This window comes from Eubacterium sp. 14-2, from assembly GCF_000403845.2.
Taxonomy (GTDB): Bacteria; Bacillota; Clostridia; order Lachnospirales; family Lachnospiraceae; genus Petralouisia.
This window is the reverse complement of the sequence record NZ_KE159567.1, coordinates 1,557,758-1,577,820: the sequence shown is the minus strand read 5'-3', so window position 1 is coordinate 1,577,820 and position 20,063 is coordinate 1,557,758. Positions and strand designations below refer to the sequence as shown.

The window sequence follows — 20,063 nt, the reverse complement described above, 5'->3', positions numbered from 1 at the left end:
ACCTGCCTTTTTATGCCATGGAAAACTCCTTCGGATTTTCCATGGCATAATATATAAAATGCACACTTACACAAAGGAGTTTCCCATGAATATCCGTAAAGCAAAACCAGACGACCTTAACTCTGTTCTCTCCCTCTATGCTCATGCAAGACAACAGATGGCCGTCAGCGGAAATCCCACTCAGTGGGGAAGCGACAAACCGGCCCTGGAAACTGTTTTGCAGGATATCCGGCAGGGCTGCCTGTTTCTGATAGAGTCCGGCGGGGAAATTGTGGGCGTATTTGCTTTCCTGCTGGGGGAAGAACCCACTTACCGGACAATTGAAGGAAAATGGCAGAATGACCTCCCCTACGGCGTTATACACCGGATTGCCGGCAACGGCAGACAAAAAGGCATTCTGGAACAATGTCTGAATTTCTGTGACACTTTTACCCATAATCTCCGCATCGACACCCACAGGCAAAACGCCATCATGCGCCATCTGCTGCAAAAAAACGGATTTCTGGAATGCGGCATTATTTATGTGGAAGACAAAACGCCCCGCATTGCCTTTCAGCGCTGTACCGATGACCCCAAAACCCGCAGGGAACACAGAAAAAATTTTCCATAATGTGAAGTCATCCTTCTTTCGGTATCGTTATAATAAACAGAAGCTCTGAATTACCCGGTTATAACCATACACGTCTGCAAAGGAGGATATTCCATGAAACGCAACAAATTTTTAACTATTATTCTTGTGATTGCCATCTGTTCCGGTGTTCTCTGTTCCGGTATTATCATTGCCTCCGGTATCCAAAAAGGCTCCTCTGCTTCTGCCCGGACCGGTTCTCACGAACGTGAGAAATACCCGAATCCCCATATACTGGAAAAAACCAGGCTGGATTCATTTTCCCAGGCTTCCATTCATTTAGATCAGGCCAATGTGTCCATTCTTCCCGCAGATGATTTTTACCTGGAATACAGACTGGACGGCACCTGTCAGGAACCGGATTATGAAGTCAGCGGCCAGACATTTTATTTTCAGGAGGGCTCCACTCAGCATCCCTACACAATTTCCTTTCATCTGTTCGGAAATCCTGTGAATCAGGAACCTTTCTATCTGAATCTCTATGTTCCTGCCGACCAGTATTTTGAACTGCTGACCATGGATGTGGAATCCGGGAACGTGAAACTGAAACAGATAAATGCCAGAGAGGCTGACTTAACTCTGGCATACGGCGACCTGGATCTGGACACTTTTACCGGAACCACACTGAACCTTACCAGTGAATCCGGCAATATCAGATCTGAAACCATAACCTGCGAGGATTTGACGGTTTCCGCGGCCTATGGAAATTTTACAGGAGATACGGTATCTGTTTCCGGTAACAGTAATTTTGATCTGGAATCCGGAGATCTTAAGATTTCCAGCCTGACCACAGGTGATTTTAAAGCAGACAGTACATACGGAAACTGCAGCCTGGAACATATTACGACAAAAGCTCTGTCATGTTCCCTTGATTCCGGCAACCTGACTCTGAAAAACGCCGTTCTGGAACATGGAGAAATAAACGCGGAATACGGAGATGTTACAATAGAACTGGCAGACCAGGCTTCTGATTACAGCTATGATCTGAAAGCAGAATACGGAACTGTCACAATAGACGAAAAAAACATAAGGGAAGACGAAGACGGAACTGTTGTGTACCTGAGCAAAGACGGGAAAAAAGAAAAATCCATTCAAATCTGGTGCAGCAGCGGAAATGTGGATATCCGATAAAATCTGGTGCAGCAGCGGAAATGTGGATATCCGATAATTTCATTTTTACAGACAATGGCCGTACATCTGCGGAACTATCCCCAAGTTTGTGTAAACCTCCAGACTGATGTAAGACAGAATTACTCAGTCTGGAGGTTTTATTATGGCAGGAAAAAGCGAAAGCCCGCAAAAGCAGCAATGCGGGACATGATGCACAGCTATCTCAAAGACAATGACATCCGCATTAAAAATGGAGCTTCTGAAAAGTTCCCATTAAGCATTTTCCCCGTAAAATCATAATCTTCCAAAAATGTCCAGATAATCGCAGGCGCAGTATACCACCATATTGCGTGTCCGGATTGATACAATTTTTTAAATTCAGGGGTGTAATTTTGCGGCATAATAAGTACCTCTTTTCCTTGTAGATTGATTATATCTTATTAGCCACTGCTGTTACAACTTTACTTTATCACAACAACCTGCCCTGCCTTTCCTTTCCTATGGTGCTTTATTTACACACTGTTCTTTGAACGCTTGTCAAGCTCCTTTATATATTCATCAAATGTGTATATCTTATCTTCTCCCGCAAAACGGAATTGTGCCCTTGTCCCTTCTATACAGGTTGCCTTTATCATATCGGAAACGGACATTTTCTTGCTCTGGTTGCTCTGCACCTGCTTATCAACCGACTGCATAATTTCCTCTTTCGTCCATACCTTTCCTACAAAAGAGGGCGTCTGCGATGCCATTCCCATAAACTCCCGGTCAAAACTCTGTGTGCCGTCCTGTGCCTGGCGCACCTTTGCTTTTCCTGCTGCCAGGTATCCTGCTGCTCCTATTCCATTAACATTCATTTCCTTTCATCCTCCATTATCTTTAATATTGCGGCTCCTCTGTCGGTCAGAGCCGCCCCTGCTCTCTCGTGATAAGTCCGAGCATTTTATTGCTTCATGCAAAAAACTTTATTTACGTTCCACGGTCAAATTCCATACCGACTTTCACCTCCTCTCACTGCTCTCTGATTCCCCAATCTGCCAGAACACCGGGGGGGGATGCCTGTCTTGTCAGGCCGTGGCTTATCAGGAATAATTCTCCACTACGCCCTGGCATCAAAGCTACTCTGCATATCTTCCACATTTACCGTTTCTTTGCCTGACAGCGGAATGCCCCTCTTTGCATTTCCCCATGCCTCGTTATAGATCATGCACATTTCCGTCTGTCTGGAAGCCTCCGCATTGGTGGTATACATCGTCCACCCATTGTTGGAATAAGTCGCCACCATCTCACCGTTCTTATCGTAAAACTCTATGTAATCGCTGTTTCCTGACGGCAGTTTCTGATATTTCACTTTCCCTTCCAGCAGCGTTGCCACAAAATCTATGGGCTTAATCACAGTCTGCCTGTTGCCTGAAACAGCTTTCAGCCCGGAAGTGATAATCCCTTTTCTGTCCGGGGATACTTCTGATGTATAGCTTTTCATCAGCCTGTTAAATCCTTCGGATTTGTTCTGGAACTGACCTTTCGCAAAATCTTCATATGCCTGTTCCCTAATTTTCTTCCGATATTCCTCATCACTGACACCGCTTTTCTTTTTGGAGAAAACATATTTGTCATTGAAGTCCGGCAGATGGATACCACCTGTGCTTCCTGTTCCTGAAAAATATCTGTTCTGCAATGAACCATTAGACGAACTTACCTGCATTATTCCACCCTCTCCTGTAAATCTATTATTCTGTTTCTGCGGAGCCTATAAAACCTTCTTGAACTGATATTTATACATATCGGAATACATATTGCCGGAGGACTGTGGTGTAAACCGGCCATCCAGTGCACCCATATCCACCGCAAAACCGCTGTCCGCCACGGAGAACGCCCCATCCTTGAACTGGAACTGTGAAGTGAAATCGGGAATTCCCAAGTCTCCGCTTATCCTGAACTTCCCTATGATATCCACTAGCGCATCCTTCATCCGTTCTATCCTGGCATTGTCCTTCGTCTTGTTGATCAGATCAGCCGCCTTGTCCGGCAGCCCTCCAATCTTCCCGTCTGGCGTCAGATAAAGATTTTCTAAGGAAATGTCCTCCCCTGTAACCCCTTTCAGGCAGCGCCGGACTTCCTGTATGTCCGTGGCATACCGGTATGTATTGGAGGACAGGTTCCCCACGCTGTCCGCAATCCCTATGTAATACTGGTACATCTGGTCACCGTACTTTTCATCTGTCATTTTCATGCTCCTTATTTTCGGAAACACGGAAACTGATCTTATAATAATCATCCGGGGAAACTTCCTCCCCGTTTCCGTTTTCTACCTTGAGGCAGTATTGATTGGTATTGATATCCCAGTTAGGAATAGTCAGTTTTTTTCGTCCCTCACCATCCCACTCGGCCTTCCCCACCTGGTTGCCGTATTCGTCATACAGGGTAAGATCGTAATCACATCCCTCCGGCATATCTATATAGGCTTCGACGCCAAAGTAATTGCGCTGAAAGTTCCTAAACGGGATGGAGAAGTTATAGAAATCCACATCCTCTTTATCACTGAGGCTTCCTTTCAGGTTGCTGGTCTCATCCCTGATCAGAAAATTCAAATCCAGGAATGTGCTGCCTTTGTCCTTATCGGAAACCTCATAAGTGGTATGTTGTCTGCGGTAAGTGTTATTGCTGCTGAGGGTACAGGTGTCCTCCCGCAGTTCCATGTTCCTGCGCATCTTCCCGTCAAAAAATGCCTCCGTCTCTTTTCCCGTCATGAAGTATACCGGCCTGTTCCTGAAAGCCGCTCCATATACGGAACCTTGTTCATTTACATTAGTTATTCCCATTGTCCACCTTCCTTTCTGTCATTTATGCCTTGATGTCAACAGGCTTATGGTACGCATCCGATATGACGGTCGCCGGCTGCGCTGAAACCTGAATCTTTTCCAGCAGTTCTTCTTCCTGTTCCTTCTGCTCTTTTCTCTTTTCCTCGGCGCGTTCCTGCTCCTTCTGCTCTTTTAATTTTTCTTTCCGTTCCTCTGCCAGCTCCTTCCAGCCTTTTACCCCGCTGTCGGAAGTTACCGTGGTAGATGCCATCATAGTTATGTTCCCTGTGCTGTCGATGCTCCAGCTTTCCGAATAGTTCACCACCCTTGCCCCGATAGCCCTTGCATTGGCCTGGGCGCTCTTAAGGCCGCTTTCATAACCTTCTTTGAAGTAAGCAAGGCTTTCTTCCAGTTCTTTCGCCTTTTCCGGGTTCTTTGCACACTCCTTCAGGTAAGAGCCCGAAATTGCCACGCTGCCATTCTTTACACAGTTATAATTCTTCTGCAGGCAGGAATAATAATCCGATACGCTGTCTGTCCCTGTGTTCTTCGCCTGTGCAGGCGCAGCTTCCTTTGTTTCTGTTTTCTTCACTGTCTCATTTTTCTGTGCCGTGTATGTACTCCCATACACATTGCTGTAGTTGTTTCCAATTCCTGAAATTGCCATGATTCCGTTCTCCTCGATAAAATTTTTATTGTTAATGTCAGCCCCTCTGTCATTCGGAGCCGCCCATGTCCCCTTATGGTAAGTCCGGGCATAATGTCCTTATTCAGCCAGGCTGCGAATCTTCACCCGTTACAGTTCCCATCATGACATTTGCATCATAAGCATTGGATGCCGCTGCCATCTGCTGCTTACTGCTCCACGCCTTTGCCAGCCTGCTTCTTTCCCGCTCTGCTTTCGCAATCTTTTCATCCAGCAGTTCCTGCTGCTGTCTCTTAGCCCGCGCCCGTTTTTCCAGATATTCTTCCAGCAGTTCCTTATTCCGGTCTTTCTGCTCGCCTGTTTTCTTATAAAAACTATCCTGTGAACGTGCAAAAAACTCTGAATCATTGTTGGGACCAGACCATGAATCTCCCCTGTAATCTTTCTCGGTTGCGCCTACCGTTATAAGTAATGACGCCTTTAACGGGGCAAAAGATGAAGTCAGATCACGTTGAAGCACCGACATTATCTTTGCCCTGTATTCCGGATCATCTTTCATATTTTTAAACGCTTCCTCCGATATATTGACCGCCAGATTGGTGATGGTTCTATTCTTTGGTATCCTCTCAAGTTCTGCGTAAAATTCCTTCTTAAACAGTTCCATTTCTTCCGCTTCGGATAATTCCTGTGTACTTCCCGTTTTTTCCAGTGCAAATTTTTCTGCACTGTTCACATTTTTTGCTGTTTCCACATTGTTCCGATAAAAATTTTGTCCTACTCCACCGATAGCCATTTTTTAATCCTCCACTTTAATTTATTTTCGAGTTTCATTTCATGCATAGCCATTTACTTATCTTCTCCCACCTCCCCCTGCTGTAACATGACTGTCACATGGAATACATCCCCTTTCACTTTTATGTTTACGCCCCCAAAATACCTCTCTGCCACATCACGCACATTTTCAGGCCCAATCCCATGTTCTGTGATAATCTCCGGCAGGTACTCTGTTTTGTTGTGGGTGAAATAAACTTTCCGTCCGCCGCTTCATATGTTGCAATCGAAACTGCCTTTTGGGTTATGCTGGTCTGGTAATACCTCTCATCTGCTTCCTGCTCCATCAGCCTGTGTTTCAGGGCGCTTTCCTCATTCAGACGGGCATATTCCTCACGCCTTTTCCTCTTTGCCACCTGCTCCGCTTCAAACTGGCGCTGCTGCTCTTCTGTCGGCCCAGATATATTACCTCCGCCCCCTGTCACACGATATTTTTCTATTTCTTCATTTTCATCAAGCGAGATCAGCCATGAACATACCCTCCCCGGTCTGACAGAGGTTGCCGCATATGTGGTAATAAAGTTTTCAACATTCGCCATTACCTTCTTAGCCAGTTCCGGATCATTCTTCATCTTTTCTTCCAATTCCGGCGGTACAATAATCGACTTCTGCCCTAATGCAGAATTCCACCGGGACTGTACCTGCGGACTGGTTGCTTCCGGCTCGGCTCCTGCCGGCTTCCAGTTTACCGCGGATGTATCGGTATCATCCCGGAAGACCCGCACAATCTTCCTCATGGTAAAATACAGCAATACTGCTCCAATGACATGAAATAAAATCCGGTTTCCTATGAGAGTAATATTAACAACAAAATCATAGCTTTCCAGTACCGAAATATATCCTTCTTCCCAACACCAATCCCATAACGAAAAAAGATGATCGCTTAATTCAAAGAATATATGTGCAGGGAAAAAGCTCATTTCACCCACAGCCATAAAGGTAACTATAAGAAATAAGGCCATCTTTCCTAACGCTCTGTAAAAAAACAATGCCGTCACTGATATGATGCACAGGATCACTGCCAGCCTTACAAAAACCCAAAAACTCGTGCAGCCCTTTGGCAGAAAACTTCCAGCAGACTGCTCACTACTTCATACACAGGACACCCCTCCATTCTGCAAATACCACATATACGCCTTTACAAACTCATTGTGCCTCTTCCTTGTCAGGCAGACCTTTTCTCCGCTGGAAAGGAAGATGCTGTCAGCATCATATTCCTTAATTCATCACCTCGGATTTCAGTTTCTGCCGTCACTTAATTTATCGGCAGATCTTCTGTTATTTTGGGATGCGGGGAGCGAAAGGCATATAAAATGGAGCGAAAGGCATAAATGCAATTCAGGAATTCCAAAATAAGTCTAAAGTTTTTCGCCATTCATCCGATATGGTGGAAATGCAAGGCCTGCCTTTTGTAGAATTCATAAATACCTATTTTCACATACGCTGCTGATTATGTAAGGAATTTCCCGCATATGGGAACAATGGCTCGGCCAGCCGGAAACTGAAACTCTCCCTGTCTACCAGCCCCACCACGTTTTCGCTGTCGTACAATTCAAGCAGAAATCCCGCCATCTGTTTGCCCGTATGGTATGTTCCGAAAGATTTATCATAATCATATTCACTGACATTATTCGCTACCATTCCGAATTCTGTCTTTGTTGCCGCAGGTGCCAGTACCTTTGCCTTCATTTTCACCCCTGTCTCTTTCAGTTCCCATGCCAGCCCCTCTGTAAAAGTGCTGACATAAAACTTTGCCGCACAGTATGTTACAGCCGCAGGCACAATGGTATAGCCTCCGCATGAAGATACATTGATAAGCTGTGTCCCGTCTGCATCCTTATAGTCACGGACAAACAGGGAGGACAGTATTGTCAGCGCCTCAATATTCAAATGCAGCATTGCCCCGATTTTCCCCAAGTCCTGATCTGCTACGCTGTCATAATTTCCAAAACCCGCATTATTCACCCATGTCTCAATCTCATAGTCCCTCAAACCCTCGTAAAGCTGGTATACGTTTTCCGGGACGGATAAATCCGTACTTCGTATAACAACATCCACGTCCGGGCGTTCTTCCAATATCTCCTTTTTCAGCATCTCTAAGTTATCCCTGCGCCTTGCTGCTATGACCAGATTTTTTCCCCGCCCTGCAAATGCCTTCGCCGTTTCATAGCCAATGCCGGAGCTTGCCCCGGTGATGACCGTATATTTTCCTTTTTCCTGAACCATTTGATAATCCTCCTTCGATTTGGTATAATCCAACCATACAATGTAGAGTGAACTCTATGTCAAGAGGATTGGAGTGATTTTTTATGGAATATTCTATCGGGGAATTTTCAAAGCTGACGGGGTTTAGCATCCATACCCTGCGCTATTATGAACAGGAAGGGCTGATTGCCCCGGAGCGCAATTCCGGCAACCGCCGCTGCTATTCCGATAAAGACCTCACATGGATTGCATTTATCAAACGACTGAAAGATACGGGGATGCCTGTCAGGGAAATCAAACACTATGCCGAACTCCGGGCAGCGGGTGATTCCACCCTTTCTGACAGGATGGAAATGCTGGTGCAGCATCGGCAGGCGCTCAATGAGCAGATTGCGCGGCTACAGGAGCATAAGATAAAACTGGATGAAAAAATTGAGTTTTACAGAAATGAGATTGAATGTGTAAATACCAAAGGGGCAGGATACCCCGCCCCTCCATATTAGCCAATCAGTCTAATTTCTTTATTTCCCGGTTGAAACAGGATGCCATGCTCACTGTAAAGCCGCATATCCCGGTACACAGGAACATTGCCGCCATGCCGCTTCCGGCACTGTCCCCTACTATTATTTCCAGCATTTCTGCCATCCTGCTCCCAGAAGACATAAAAGGTTCAAAGACATAATCTGCCAGATAACCTCCCAGGATAATCCCAACCGGAATCGTGCTGTACTGGATAGCGTTCCTGACCGCAAATACCCTCCCCTGCATAGCGGCGGGAATCTTACGGTACAGTATCGTATTCTGGTTTGCCTGTATAAAAGGAATCGGCAGACTGGCAGCAACCGCAGCCACTGACCACCAGAATACATTTTGACTGGATGCCATCATCAGGTCACCGAACATAAATGACAATGCCGCCGGAACATAAATTGCCACAGCCTTATGGCGGCTTTCTTTCTTTATGGAAACAATGATGCCCCCGGCAATCCCGCCAATGCCCATACAGGCATTTACAGTTCCAGGCACGATACTGTTCCCGGAGCTTCTTGCCAGGATCATCGGCGATAAAATATTCTCATAGGTCAGCCTTGAACAGAAATTGATCAGTGCCATTGTAACCATGATATAAAATATGCCTTTTTCCTTTTTCAGAAAATCAAATCCTTCCACTATTCCGGCAAATGGGGAACCGTACCTCTTTTCCTTCTCCTGTTCCGGGATAGTGATAAAGAACAGCAATACACAAAAGGCAAAGACAAAGCTCGCCAGATCTATCAGCAGGATAAGAGAAAGCCCGCCTGCCGCAAACAGGAATGCCGCCAGCATAGGGCTGAATACCACGATAAGGTTATTGGAAAAAGAATTCATCCCGCTGACATTTGAAATCTTCTCCTTTGGTACAAGCCTTCCCGTTGCCACTGCGGACGCAGGCTGCTGAAAGGCATTCGTTATACCAATCACCGCATTTATGGCATAGATATTCCAGACATCCAGACATCCTGCAAACAGAAATGCCAATACTGCCAGTGAACCAGCCGCCGCAATGCTGTCCGAGACCAGCATGATCGTTTTCTTCTTATGTCTGTCTGTAAAACTGCCGACAAACAGGCTTAAAAACACATACGGCACATAATTGCAAAAGGACATCAGCGAGACGGACATTGCAGAATGGCTCTGTCCATACGCCCACAAAACAAGCGCAAACCCGGTCATGGAACTTCCAAGTCCTGATACGCTCTGGCTTAACCACAAAATAATATATTTTTTAAATGATTTTTCTTCCATTGAATTTTCTCCATTCTATTCTTTATTTTTTCAGAATAAAAGTACAAAATCCAATGTGGACGATAGTTTTTACCTCTGTACAAATTTCGTCCAGACACCAGACTTTGTACAGAGTCCTTTGTTTAAGTCAATCACCAAATGGCAGAGCATATTTCCCACCTCCCTCAGTTATCTTTTCGCTGGACATTATAGCACGGTAACTTCTTTAAATCAATTTATCCATAAACCTGAAACACTCTCACATCTGCCGCTGAATGATGTACGGCCATTGTCGCAAGATTCTCTGTATAAGGCTGCGGATTTCTTCCGGATAAAGCAATGAATCTCCGGTCCGGATATCTTCAGCTTTTATGTTAAAGCTGCAATTTTGTAAATTGTAAAAGAACTGCCTGAAAATGCATCTCTGTATCTTTTACTGGCCCCAAAAGAATACCAGGCTTCGAATCCTTCCATCGGATCATAGATACAAAAGAGATTGGGATCATCCACACCCACAATCACAACGGAATGACCGGAACCGGAATAATCCAGACATGCATACAGGAGATGATTCTGCATAATTTTGTTCTGAATTTCCTGAAAAGTCATTGATACATCCAAGAGGCTTCTGTTTGTGGCCAGCTCAATTGCCGTTTCCGCAACAGCAGGTACATTTTCTCCGGGAGGCCCAATCAGGTAATCCTCCCCTCTGTAAAATCTGCTGAAAATATTAGTCACCGCCTGCCAGCATAACTGTGTATCCTGCTGCCTTAACTGCGCATACTCCAATTTATACATACGATTCTTTCTCCATCCCTTCCCATAATGGTTTTCTTGAAAACCCCACATGATAAGTTACCTTTTCCATGGTCAGCTCATGCTCTCCAATCATGTAACGCCCCACTGCAATATCCTTTCCAATAATCATCCCTCTGGGATAATCATTCAGACACCGGTTCAGCAATGCAGTCTGCGCTTCCCTTGCCTGCTCTGACAGAGGATGGTTGGGATTCACACTTCCGACCGTAACCATTTTTACATATCTGATGTCTGATAACTGACATTTTCTGTTTTCCTTCATAGTATCACTTATTTACTGCTTTTTCCGGAGGTTCCGGAAGTTCCCGTTCCCCCGCCTGCCGGCTGCTGCTGTACCGGCTGCTGCGGAATTTCTTTCCCGCTCTGTACTGCTGCCGGTGAAATACCTGAGACAGCATTATTGTATTCCACACGTTTTGCCAGCAGGTCTGCTTCTGTTCTGTCATAATTTTTTCGGGATTCAAGCGCTGCTTTCTGAACCATTTCCATTGCGCCATACTGTGACTCTGCTTTTGTATAGGGCACAGCTTCTCCTTTTCTGGCGTCAAAGGCTTTCAGTCCGAACAGCTCCGAAACTCCGGCTTTATTTTCTCCGCTGTCAGCCGCCAGTTTAACAAGATCTGATACCTGATTGCGGAATATCGTCCATGTCTGATTCACTTCCTCCATTGCATGGCTGTAGCTGTCCGCCTTCTCCTCTTCTTCCGCTTTGCTGCGGTCAAGGCCTCCCAGCAGCTTCACAAGGGCTGACTGATATACGTTCTGCTGGCTCATTGCAAGATTTTTCATCCTCTGGATATTACTTTCCAGTCCGTTTTTCGCTGCATCCATCTGCTGCTCCAGCATAACAATTTCCCCTCTGAGCTGTTTCAGTTTCTCTGCTCTGACTCTTCCCGCATCGGTGAGGTTCTGTCCGTCCCCGCCTTTTAATTCTGAACTTACAAGCACCGGAGAAATACAGGAAGCCATCATATCCAGTACACGGGAAAGCCCTTCCGGCATCCCATGATTGGTTGCTCTGACATCCACATGATATTTGGCTGAATTATCTGAGCTTCTGGTATTGGAACTGTGGGAACTGACGCTTCCTGTAATACTTACTTTTATGGGCCCAAATTTTGCCGAACCGGATAATGAAGCCCCCAGATCCGTTGACTTTTCAGATCTTTCACTCTGTTTGACTTCCATATCAAACAGTACATTTACCTCATCAATCTGAAGATTTGGAATGGGTACAATGGCAAGCATGGGCACCGCCACCTTCATTTCTTCCAGATTACTCGTTCCATCCTCATTGGCGCTCCTTCTTTCATACCCGAATGCTGCCGTACGGATTTTCCCCCTGGCGTCAAAACCAACATCATTTATAAACTCTGCGGTTGAACGGGCCAGCAATATACTTGCATCTGCCGCCGCTGTCAGCGGCCCTCCGATCAGGCTTTTCATATCCAGTCCTGCAAATTGTTCTGCTACTGACATAACTGCCTCCTTTCCCCTGTTTCCACTATATTTTCATAATAAACGGTTGTTTTTACACTCTCCACCCACAGCATGGAATCCTGAACATGAAGCGGTACTCCAAATTCCCGCAGCAGCCGAAAATTAAGGCTGTCCTGCTGTCCTGCCAGATACAGCTCCAGTTCTTCCTTAAAAAGATTACTGTTTTCCATTTTCTGTACCGTCCAGTCCGCTGGCTAATTCCAGAGTCACAATCTTTTCCTGCGCCTCCATAATACGGTTCATAATATCCGACTGCGCTCTCTGATATTTACTGCGGTCAAACTCATAGGTATCTTCTGCATAAGCATCTTTACTGATCTGGTAAAGTTTTTCCTGTTCTGTCAGGGTATCTGTCACTTTCTGATAAAGCAGTTTCAGTTTCTTAATTCCTGCCCGCAATTCAGATATTTCCTGCCATGTAGTTTTCTGAGCTTCTGTACTTAAATTGCCATCCACAGTCACAGGCGTGGTATCCAGCTTCTTTGCCATCTGACTGGAACTTAACATGTCTGTCAGCCGCATAATTCCCTCCGTTGCCGGAATGGACCTGATTTCCATATGATAGGAAACCCTCGGAAGAAAGTTGCTGTCCCGCTGTCCCGGCGAACATATCCTGCCATTAATTTTTACTTTTCCATCTTTATCCACATCCGAGCGAACTTCTGTCGCAAATTCAATCTCAGCTCTTTTAACCGCCAGGCTGGTCATGGGCACAATAGACAGAAGAGGAATCTGTAATTGCAGATTATCCACACTATACCCTTCCTCTCCCTCCTGTCTCACCTGATCATAGGCAATATTAATATTGTCAAGATGAATTACCTCTTCCTGTCCGTTTTGTTTTAAAGACCCCATAATTTTTACTGCATTCACCACCTGGGCACGAAGCCGCTGATCTGACTCTGCCAGCGCATGAAGCGGGGCATACACCAGCTCATCCAGAAGAATAAAATCACTTTCCATAATATTGGAATCATTATTCTTCTTGTCTCTTCTGTCTTCTGTACGGTTTCCCTGAGGCGGTCTGTTTCTTCCGTCCGGCGGTTCTGAACCTCTGGATGCCATTGTCTGATTCCTCCTGTTATTATTTTTTAATACAGTTTACCAGGACATGACCCTGCATGGCCTTAATACCATCATACAGCTTTTTTCCCGGCCTGAAACAGGCCGGGAAAAAAGCTGTATGGCTTTTTTCCCGGCCTGTCAATATATTTTCATAATTAATTCCACTATCTGTTTCCTGCTCAGTCTCCGATATCAGTATGCCCCTGCTCAAACTCCCACTGCAGACCATATCTGTCAATAAAATAGAAATATTTTGTATTGCCAAGTATATCAGCAGACTGCTGTTTCAGTACCGGATCTTTTTCCTTTTTCTCATCGAAAAAATAAAACTCGGAAGGCTCTGTTTTACTGATCTGGAATACCCTGTAATCCTCGGAGGTATTAATCAGTGTTACGTCCGGCTGAGCTTTGATGTATTCAAAGGCCTCTTCAATATTGACAATCTTAAGAGCTACATGTCTTGCTCCGCTGATATCATTTGCCTTGAAAATCATCGGCTCCTGCCGCCCCTTTGGATTGTGGTAACACATCAGTTCAAGAGTGAGCTTTGTTCCGGGCACATCCATAAACCCGATGGAAACCTCCGCTCCCTCTGCCTCTTTGATAAATCCTCCCGCCTCAAAAAAGCCTTTGTTTTTCCAGTGAGGAATATGCTGGTTAGGCACCGCTCCCAGTATTCTCTCATAATAGTGAAATGCTTCCATTACATCATCCACAAAAATGCAGACATGTGACAGTCCTGTAAATTCTGGTTTTTTCATTTTTATTCTCTCCTTTTTCTTTTTTATGCTCTAACTCCCGAATTTTCCGGGAGAGCTTTTCCAGTTCTTCTTCTGACGGTTCCGGCAGACATTCCAGCTTTTATTTCCCCCTCTGCTTCAGATAAACAATTCCTTTAAAACTTCTTTTTAATTTTCAGTATGTTCTGTCCGTCCCGATACTCATAGGAAATCTCATCCATTGTCTTCTTCACCATGAAAATACCAAGCCCCCCTGCCTCCCGCTCCTCCAGAGACAGATTCACGTCCGGATCTGCCTTTGCCAGAGGGTCATAGGGAACCCCCTGATCGATAAACGTAATAATCACTGCCAGGGGTTCTTCCGTCACCTCCACCTGTACCGTAGCCGGCCCCACATCCGGATTGTATGCATAGTGGGCAATATTCCCAAACAGCTCGTCAATGGCAATATCAATCTGCATCTGCGCTTTCACAGGGCAGTCATATGCTTCTAACTGACTGTCCACAAACTCTGTTACCTTCCCAATATTCTCTATGACTGCATCCACATGAAACTCCTGCCTGTTTCTTTCTCCCATCATCTACGCCTCCTGTATATTCTCTTTCCTGTCAGCTCTGCTCAGAAATATCCGGCTCTTTTTCCATTGGTTGTCTGTACTCCAGACACAACATGGTAATATCGTCAAACTGCGGTGCATCTTTTACAAACAGCTCCACATCTCTTTTTATTTCCGGCAGCAGTTCTTCCGGTGTTTTTTCCCTGTGGCAGTTCAGAGCTTCCTCCAGCCGGGAACTTCCATACATTTCGTTTTTCCCGTCTGTGGCCTCCGGTATCCCGTCGGTATACAGAAAAATCCTGTCTCCCGGTTCAAGCTGCAGGTTTCCCTCACGATATCGTATATCTTCCATTCCGGCCAGGACAAATCCCGGACGCACCCGGTATGGTACAAAATTCTCTCCCTTCCGGCAGATATAAGGAACCTCATGACCGGCATTGACATAACAGAATTCCCCGGTCACCAGATCCAGTACCCCTTCAAATGCTGTGATAAACATTCCCTCGCTGTTAGAGCCGCAGAGCAGATTGTTCACATCAGAAAAAACCTTCCCAGGAGGCACCCCCGGCCGGGTATGGTCTTTGAGCAGTGTTTTGCCGATTACCATAAACAATGCAGCAGGAACACCTTTTCCTGACACATCTGCCACCACCACAGCAACATGCCGCTCATCCACCATAAAGAAATCGTAAAAATCTCCTCCCACTTCCTTCGCAGGATCCATGCTGGCATAAATGTCAAATTCCTTCCGTTCCGGAAATGCCGGGAAAATACAGGGCAGCATGGAAGACTGAATGTGACTGGCAACGGAAAGCTCCGCTCCAATCCGCTCTTTTTCCGACGTCACTTTTGCCAGGTTATCAATATAGCGGTCCAGTTCTTCCAGCATATAGTTAAAGGAATTCGCCAGATCTTCAATTTCATCTCCGGTGGACATCTCGATGGCCTGTTGATGAAAATTTCCGCTGGATGTAATCTGGTCAGTAAATTTCACCAGTTTTCCCACAGGAGCCAGCAGATTTCTCTGAACAAATACAATATAACAGAGAATTGCCGCCAGCATAATCCCCGCAGAAATTCCAAACATGGTTACCAGGATGGAATTCAGATGATCCCGAACCGCCTGCATGTCAAGAATATACTGAATCTGCGCTATGGCATTTCCGCTTTCATCCAGAACGGGCCAGGCTGCCGTATAATTGTAACCATACTGATTATCTGTCACCTGAGGTTCCAGGGTACCTGTATTCTGGCTGTACAGTTCCCAGTTCTGATAATATTTCTGCAGATCTTTTGCATCTTTCGCCGCATCTTCATATAAGATATCCGTTCCCCAGGGAATCTGATTTGCCTTATCATCTCCCATGCTTTCCACACAGGTATCTATGTAAAAAGTCACGCTGTTTTCATGGGGGACTACCAGGGATAAAAAAGTAATCCCACCGTCTTTTTTCAGCTCATTCAGAATATCATACATTTTCTGATACGATCCGGTCTGCTCGCCGCCTGCTGCAAGTACGTCTTTCACCTCTTCCGGCCCAAGCATTTTCGCAATGGTTCTGCTCCCGTTCACCACCCGGTAAGCATACATTTCCTCAAAATAGCTTTTTGAGACAAAATAACTGAACAGAGAAATACTGACTGCCAGAACACTTCCCATAATAATCAGTGAAATCATAAATTTGGGCAAAAGTTTTAATTGTTTCATCCTGACATTCCTTTCCTTACCGAACACCTGTAACCATCACCAGCCCGCAGGATACTTCAGTAGATTTCTCTGTAAAATCAATCCGGAATTTCTCATAATTTTCTGCAATCTCAGTTTTTATGCGGGCATATTCCTGATTTTCAGGATAAATCCTGCACATCTGTTCAAAATCTTCCAGAAGCCAGGAAAAGGCAATTTCAAACATCTGTTCTTTTCTGTTTTTTTCTGATGCTGAAGCACTGATACATCTGCTGTGTACCAGAACATCCTGATAGCCGCAAAGCTCCAGCATATCCGGAACATCTCCGCCTAACCGGCGTCTGCCGGACAGCATATCTTTCCTGCAGAATTCCAGGAACTGCTTCATCCTTCCTTCTTTGTCCGGAAGCATGCGGCTGAACCTGTCATCCGTCTCAACAGAAGTCAGAGTTCCACCGGGTTTTAAAAAATTTTTCATCCTGGAAAGGAGCTTTCCGGGGTCTTTCAAATGCATCAGTACAAAGGAAATATTGATGATATCAAATCCCTCGATGCCGAAAATTTCCATAATGTTCTCAAGAGAATCTTCAAACCCGCTGCTTTCCGCATCTGCCTGATAAAAATGGAATTTCCCGCCTCCATGATTACTGTTGGCCCGGTCAGCCAGTTCTCTGTGATATTCCACTCCAATCACTTTGGAAACCCTGTCGGTACCGAACCGGTCAACGGTTCTGGTTCCGTCATTGCAGCCAATATCCAGCACCGCCCCATGCTCCATTCCTTCCAGAACTCTGTTATATATGGGCTCTTCCTCTTCTTTCAGAAAACTCTGCTGCATGGCCAGCCGCAAAAGTTCCTTTTCCTGTTTATACACATCCCTGATTTTATCCATTTTCCTCACCTGATATCATCCGAAGCAGATGTCTGGTCTGCTCAGAACTGAAAAATATATGGGGTTTTCTGTGAACATTTTCCCCGGTTTTCCGAAAAAATTCTTCCATCAGCACTCCTGCTTTCACTCTGTAAACCTCCGGGAATCCAAGCATTCCCAGATTCCTGACATCATCATAATCCGGAGAAAAATCCCGCAGTTTCCTGTCAAAACAGAAAGTCTGCCACGTCCCTGCCTGCTCTATGGTCTCCACAAACAGACAGTAACGGTATGGCAGGGTTCTGACATCCACACCCAGGACAAAATCAGAAATCCGTAATCTCTGTTCTTCTGCCCAGGCCGACACTGCCTCCTGAACCACAGCCCCGGACAGTTTCTCTCCGGCAATATCGGACACCTGATTTCTTCTGCCCATTACTTCAAATACCGGCGTCTCATCCAGGAAAGCCACCGGCTTTATCAGATCTCCGGTCTGATAGCGGTAAAGACCGGAAAAAGTGGTGACCACCAGTTCATAAATCTCACCTTTCCGGACACAGCCGGGAGAAACCACATTTCCCTCTTTATTTAAAAATTCATAATATCCGCTCTCCGGCAGCAATGCATATTCTGCCCGATTCAGCTCTGCTGCAACACCTGCCATACACTCAGAAGAAGCATAGGCAAAATAAGAAACAGGAACATCTCCTGTATAATGTTTTAAGGCATCCCCCTGAAACTGGTACAATTTTCCCCCAATTCCGCTGATAAAGCGAAGTTCTTTCCAGATCTTTCGGGCAACGGGCTCCTCAAATCCCTCCGAAAAAATATGCTCAAGCTCCTGAATCCTTTCCTGTGAGGGGCTTAATGCCAGCAGTCTTTCTCTTACTCCTTTTTCCGGACAGCCCCGGACTTCCCCATTTTTCATATCGGAAAGAAGCTGTTTCCAATTTTCCTCCAGATAGCCGAACAGCAGAAGGATATCATACAGAAAAATTGCCTGTATGGATACAAGGTTCGGACAGCTCAGTGCAAGCCAGGCTTTCACATAGGGTACATTTTTTATGTTATCTGAAAACAGCAGTTCTTTTCCGCCCACAAAAACATCACAGTCAAAGGCTCCGTTATCTGCCAGATACCGATAGTAAACGGCTGACAGCAGATTTTTTCCATCGGTATCCGACCGAAACACACTCATATGCAGATGCGGTCCCCAGGGGCCCTTGGACAGTTCATAGAGCATTTCGTAAATATAAGAACCATACCGCTGCAATGCTTCCTCTGTAATGCAAAACTCTTTCTGCACGCCGGTGGTTCCTGAGGTAACCAGTGTACATGACACCGGATATACCGTATATAATTCCGGCTTCTGTCCCATGTTTTCGTAAGCGGAATATTCTGTAAGAGGAACATACCTGCGATAATCTTCCTCTGACCGGATTTCTGAAAAGCCATATGTTTTCCCATATTCCGTATTCCGATTATCTCTCAGAATCTTAAAAAGATTCTCCCTGTTTTTTTTCTCTGCCTCCCGGAACTCCTCAAAAAGCTGTAAAATCACAGGATTCCGGGGAATTCTTACAACCCTCATTTCCTGTTTACTCAATTGTAAGAATATCTGCAAATCCGGTAACTTCAAATATTTCCATAATCGTTTCATTCACATGAGTCACCTTCATGCTGCCCTGCTTTTTCATGGTTTTCTGCGCTCCCAGAAGGATACGCAGACCTGCAGATGAAAGATAGTCCAGTCCTTTCATGTCAAAAGTCAGCTCTGTTATCCCATCCAGACCGGACTGAAGCACCTTTTCCAGTTCCGGTGCAGTAGTAGTATCCAGTCTTCCTTCCAGTCCAAGACATAATGCTGTTCCATTTACGTTTTCTGTAATTTTCATATGCTTCACCTCATTTTTTTCTATTCTGCCAGCTGTAATCCCCGGTCGCGGCACAATGCTTCTATACTTCTGTCATATGTAGCTTCCGCCTCTTCTGAAAAAAAGCAGCCCGGTACTCCTTCATTATGATCTCGGTGGTACGCCACACATTCACAACATTTTCCGTGCCTTGGACAGTCAAATGTACAGGGACACGCTCTTTTATTATCACAATCAGCCATATATCATTCTCTCCTTTCGTAAAAACACACCGCAGCCTGGTATTCACCAAACCGGTATTCTTCAAACTGATAAGTTCCACTGTCCACCTGCTGGCAAACCCTGACCTTTCCGTCTGCATCAGTCTGTATCTCAAATGCATCCAGCTCCAGTGAAAGCCCCAGCCCCGCTGCTTTCAGAAAACTCTCCTTCAATGTCCAGATACGGTAAAAGGCTTCGTTCTGTCTCTGCTCATTTTCCTGACCGGCCACATACCGGTATTCACCAGGACAGAAATATTTTTCTGCCAGAGCCAGATCTGCCTGCTGCACCATTTCCACATCGCACCCTAATTTCACCTCATACCCCGCCTCAGACTCTGCGAACACGGCCAGCGCCATCTCCCCGGAATGGGACAGATTAAAGTGAATCCGGGGATATTCCGGTAAGTACGGTTTTCCATTGGGCCCGCAGGCAATCAGAACATCCTGTTCCCTCAGTCCGTAGCGGGAAAGGCCGTAATCCAGAAGCAGCCCTGCCCCCAGGGAAAGATTTTTATCTCTTCGGAAACGATAAGCGTCAATTTTTCGCTGACGCATGGAAGAAAGCCTTTCATAGCTTTTCCGGAAAGATATGTCATTTTCAAATATTCTGGTATTCAGCCGGTAAAGTTCTGCCTTACCGGCCCCTGCCCTGATGAATTCCATTTTCCGTATCTCCTTTTCAGCGGCAGAACGGGCCCTCTTTCT

At 45.6% G+C, this 20,063-nt stretch carries 27 protein-coding genes; 3 read left to right on the top strand and 24 right to left on the bottom strand.

The window, feature by feature from the left end; genetic code table 11:
- Positions 1-85 precede the first annotated feature (85 nt).
- Complete coding sequence (locus C805_RS14425) at positions 86-610, top strand: GNAT family N-acetyltransferase (RefSeq protein WP_016214608.1); 525 nt, start codon at positions 86-88, stop codon at positions 608-610.
- A 93-nt stretch (positions 611-703) separates the two neighbouring features.
- On the top strand, positions 704-1,759 hold the full coding sequence (locus C805_RS14420; RefSeq protein WP_016214607.1) for a DUF4097 family beta strand repeat-containing protein: 1,056 nt from the start codon (positions 704-706) through the stop codon (positions 1,757-1,759).
- Between the two features lie 197 nt (positions 1,760-1,956).
- Here C805_RS14420 and C805_RS27520 read toward each other — a convergent pair whose 3' ends face one another.
- The 10 genes from C805_RS27520 to C805_RS14390 form a co-directional block, all read right to left on the bottom strand.
- The gene (locus C805_RS27520) at positions 1,957-2,139 is read right to left on the bottom strand and encodes a flavodoxin (protein WP_022751115.1); all 183 of its coding nucleotides are present in this window, start codon (positions 2,137-2,139) and stop codon (positions 1,957-1,959) included.
- Positions 2,140-2,250: 111 nt separating this feature from the next.
- On the bottom strand, positions 2,251-2,592 hold the full coding sequence (locus C805_RS14415; RefSeq protein ID WP_016214606.1) for a hypothetical protein: 342 nt from the start codon (positions 2,590-2,592) through the stop codon (positions 2,251-2,253).
- A 242-nt stretch (positions 2,593-2,834) separates the two neighbouring features.
- Positions 2,835-3,440, bottom strand: a complete 606-nt coding sequence (locus C805_RS14410) for a hypothetical protein (protein ID WP_016214605.1) — start codon at positions 3,438-3,440, stop codon at positions 2,835-2,837.
- Between the two features lie 45 nt (positions 3,441-3,485).
- Positions 3,486-3,962 (bottom strand): hypothetical protein, encoded by a 477-nt coding sequence (locus tag C805_RS27060; RefSeq protein ID WP_016214604.1) that lies wholly within the window; start codon positions 3,960-3,962, stop codon positions 3,486-3,488.
- Complete coding sequence (locus C805_RS27055; RefSeq protein ID WP_016214603.1) at positions 3,952-4,557, bottom strand: hypothetical protein; 606 nt, start codon at positions 4,555-4,557, stop codon at positions 3,952-3,954. The genes C805_RS27060 and C805_RS27055 overlap by 11 nt, the downstream gene beginning before the upstream one ends.
- A gap of 22 nt (positions 4,558-4,579) precedes the next feature.
- A complete protein-coding gene (locus C805_RS14400; protein WP_016214602.1) occupies positions 4,580-5,203 on the bottom strand; it encodes a DUF6033 family protein in 624 nt (207 codons plus the stop codon).
- Between the two features lie 103 nt (positions 5,204-5,306).
- Positions 5,307-5,975 (bottom strand): hypothetical protein, encoded by a 669-nt coding sequence (locus C805_RS14395; RefSeq protein WP_016214601.1) that lies wholly within the window; start codon positions 5,973-5,975, stop codon positions 5,307-5,309.
- Between the two features lie 53 nt (positions 5,976-6,028).
- Complete coding sequence (locus C805_RS27050; protein WP_242832668.1) at positions 6,029-6,130, bottom strand: hypothetical protein; 102 nt, start codon at positions 6,128-6,130, stop codon at positions 6,029-6,031.
- A complete protein-coding gene (locus C805_RS27045) occupies positions 6,103-6,975 on the bottom strand; it encodes a hypothetical protein (RefSeq protein ID WP_016214600.1) in 873 nt (290 codons plus the stop codon). The genes C805_RS27050 and C805_RS27045 overlap by 28 nt, the downstream gene beginning before the upstream one ends.
- A 472-nt stretch (positions 6,976-7,447) precedes the next feature.
- Positions 7,448-8,239, bottom strand: coding sequence for an SDR family NAD(P)-dependent oxidoreductase (locus C805_RS14390; RefSeq protein WP_016214599.1), 792 nt, complete (start codon positions 8,237-8,239; stop codon positions 7,448-7,450).
- An 83-nt stretch (positions 8,240-8,322) separates the two neighbouring features.
- Here C805_RS14390 and C805_RS14385 point away from each other — a divergent pair, with 83 nt between their 5' ends.
- Positions 8,323-8,721 (top strand): MerR family transcriptional regulator, encoded by a 399-nt coding sequence (locus C805_RS14385; protein WP_016214598.1) that lies wholly within the window; start codon positions 8,323-8,325, stop codon positions 8,719-8,721.
- A gap of 4 nt (positions 8,722-8,725) precedes the next feature.
- Here the strand turns inward: C805_RS14385 and C805_RS14380 are convergent, their stop codons facing one another.
- From C805_RS14380 to C805_RS0105265, 14 genes are all read right to left on the bottom strand, one after another.
- Entirely contained in the window at positions 8,726-10,003 is a 1,278-nt protein-coding gene (locus C805_RS14380; protein ID WP_016214597.1) for an MFS transporter, read from the bottom strand.
- Between the two features lie 348 nt (positions 10,004-10,351).
- Entirely contained in the window at positions 10,352-10,780 is a 429-nt protein-coding gene (locus tag C805_RS14375) for a hypothetical protein (RefSeq protein WP_016214596.1), read from the bottom strand.
- Entirely contained in the window at positions 10,773-11,063 is a 291-nt protein-coding gene (locus C805_RS14370) for a hypothetical protein (protein ID WP_016214595.1), read from the bottom strand. The genes C805_RS14375 and C805_RS14370 overlap by 8 nt, the downstream gene beginning before the upstream one ends.
- An 8-nt stretch (positions 11,064-11,071) precedes the next feature.
- Positions 11,072-12,280: a DUF2589 domain-containing protein gene (locus tag C805_RS25870; RefSeq protein ID WP_016214594.1), complete on the bottom strand. Its 1,209-nt coding sequence runs from the start codon at positions 12,278-12,280 to the stop codon at positions 11,072-11,074.
- Positions 12,271-12,471 carry a hypothetical protein gene (locus tag C805_RS14365; protein WP_016214593.1) on the bottom strand — a complete coding sequence of 67 codons (201 nt, stop codon included), beginning with the start codon at positions 12,469-12,471 and terminating at the stop codon, positions 12,271-12,273. The genes C805_RS25870 and C805_RS14365 overlap by 10 nt, the downstream gene beginning before the upstream one ends.
- Complete coding sequence (locus tag C805_RS14360; protein ID WP_016214592.1) at positions 12,458-13,366, bottom strand: DUF2589 domain-containing protein; 909 nt, start codon at positions 13,364-13,366, stop codon at positions 12,458-12,460. Before C805_RS14360 ends, C805_RS14365 begins: the two co-directional genes overlap by 14 nt.
- A 179-nt stretch (positions 13,367-13,545) precedes the next feature.
- The gene (locus C805_RS14355) at positions 13,546-14,127 is read right to left on the bottom strand and encodes a VOC family protein (RefSeq protein ID WP_016214591.1); all 582 of its coding nucleotides are present in this window, start codon (positions 14,125-14,127) and stop codon (positions 13,546-13,548) included.
- A 134-nt stretch (positions 14,128-14,261) separates the two neighbouring features.
- Complete coding sequence (locus tag C805_RS14350; RefSeq protein ID WP_016214590.1) at positions 14,262-14,687, bottom strand: ATP-binding protein; 426 nt, start codon at positions 14,685-14,687, stop codon at positions 14,262-14,264.
- A gap of 28 nt (positions 14,688-14,715) precedes the next feature.
- Positions 14,716-16,371 carry a SpoIIE family protein phosphatase gene (locus tag C805_RS14345; protein WP_016214589.1) on the bottom strand — a complete coding sequence of 552 codons (1,656 nt, stop codon included), beginning with the start codon at positions 16,369-16,371 and terminating at the stop codon, positions 14,716-14,718.
- Between the two features lie 16 nt (positions 16,372-16,387).
- Positions 16,388-17,242, bottom strand: coding sequence for a class I SAM-dependent methyltransferase (locus tag C805_RS14340; RefSeq protein WP_016214588.1), 855 nt, complete (start codon positions 17,240-17,242; stop codon positions 16,388-16,390).
- The gene (locus C805_RS14335; RefSeq protein WP_196811068.1) at positions 17,235-18,812 is read right to left on the bottom strand and encodes a GH3 auxin-responsive promoter family protein; all 1,578 of its coding nucleotides are present in this window, start codon (positions 18,810-18,812) and stop codon (positions 17,235-17,237) included. The genes C805_RS14340 and C805_RS14335 overlap by 8 nt, the downstream gene beginning before the upstream one ends.
- Positions 18,813-18,819: 7 nt before the next feature.
- Entirely contained in the window at positions 18,820-19,116 is a 297-nt protein-coding gene (locus tag C805_RS14330; protein WP_016214586.1) for an STAS domain-containing protein, read from the bottom strand.
- 20 nt (positions 19,117-19,136) lie between these two features.
- The gene (locus C805_RS27040; protein WP_016214585.1) at positions 19,137-19,337 is read right to left on the bottom strand and encodes a hypothetical protein; all 201 of its coding nucleotides are present in this window, start codon (positions 19,335-19,337) and stop codon (positions 19,137-19,139) included.
- 3 nt (positions 19,338-19,340) lie between these two features.
- Entirely contained in the window at positions 19,341-20,021 is a 681-nt protein-coding gene (locus C805_RS0105265) for a 4'-phosphopantetheinyl transferase family protein (RefSeq protein WP_016214584.1), read from the bottom strand.
- Positions 20,022-20,063 lie beyond the last annotated feature (42 nt).